The 1,118-nt window shown below is 62.8% G+C and carries 1 protein-coding gene and 1 pseudogene; both read left to right on the top strand.

Annotated elements, in window-relative coordinates; all coding sequences use genetic code 11:
- A pseudogene (gene gatB / locus EOA36_RS35920) lies at positions 1–626 on the top strand (Asp-tRNA(Asn)/Glu-tRNA(Gln) amidotransferase GatCAB subunit B); the annotation flags it as partial.
- 4 nt (positions 627–630) lie between these two features.
- The coding region (locus tag EOA36_RS35915; protein WP_145969533.1) for a GNAT family N-acetyltransferase at positions 631–1,118 on the top strand (488 nt) is incomplete at its 3' end.

Raw genomic sequence — 1,118 nt, 5'->3', positions numbered from 1 at the left:
ACTACCGCTACTTCCCCGATCCGGATCTTCTGCCGCTGGAATTCGACCAGGCCTATGTCGACGCCCTGGCCAAGGCATTGCCGGAACTGCCCGACGACAAGAAGGCGCGGCTGATCTCCTCGCTCGGCCTCTCGACCTACGACGCAGCGATCCTGGTGTCGGAAAAGCCGATCGCCGATTATTTCGAGAAGGTAGCGGCCGGGCGCGACGGCAAGCTCGCCGCGAACTGGGTCATCAACGATCTGCTGGGCGCTCTCAACAAAGCCGGCAAGGACATTGAATCCGCTCCGGTTTCGCCCGACCAACTCGGTGCGGTCATCGACCTGATCAAGGAAGGCACCATCTCCGGCAAGATCGCCAAGGACCTGTTCGAGATCGTCTGGAGCGAGGGTGGTGATCCTCGCCAACTGGTCGAAAGCCGTGGCATGAAGCAGGTCACCGACACCGGCGCCATCGAGAAGGCGGTCGACGAGGTGATCGCGGCCAATCCCGACAAGGTCGAGCAGGCACGCGCCAAGCCGACCATGGCCGGCTGGTTCGTCGGCCAGGTGATGAAGGCGACCGGCGGCAAGGCCAATCCGCAGGCCGTCAACGATCTCGTCAAGGCCAAGCTGGGCATCGAGTAAAGGCATGTTCGTCCGCACCGCCGGGGATCGCGACCTCGCAGCCGTCCGGGCGTTGCTGGTCGAAACATGGCATGCCACCTATGACGCGATCTACGGCGCCGAACGGGTCACCGAGATCACCAATGAATGGCACTCCGTCGCTTCTTTGAAGGCCAGGCTGGTCAAGCCGAGCAGCGAGTTCCTCGTTGCCGATGACGGCAAGCGCATTGGCGGCATGGCCTTTGCCGAAGCCGTCGGTGACGGCGGCGTGGTTATGCTCAGGCAGCTCTATGTGCTTCCTGCGCTGCAGGGCCGAGGCATCGGCGGCATGCTGCTCGACGAAATCATCGAGAGTTTTCCGGAAGCCCATGGGATTCGGCTCGAAGTGGAAGAGAAGAACACCCGCGCCGTAGCCTTCTATCGGGCCAATGGCTTCGTCCAGGCCGGCCGCACCGACAATTGCGGCTCCGCCGGTTCGGCCATCCCGGCGTTGATCTATGAACGGGTACTTGC

It is taken from the genome of Mesorhizobium sp. M8A.F.Ca.ET.021.01.1.1, assembly GCF_003998025.1.
In the GTDB taxonomy this organism is placed as follows: Bacteria; Pseudomonadota; Alphaproteobacteria; order Rhizobiales; family Rhizobiaceae; genus Mesorhizobium.
This window is presented reverse-complemented; position numbering and strand designations above follow the sequence as displayed.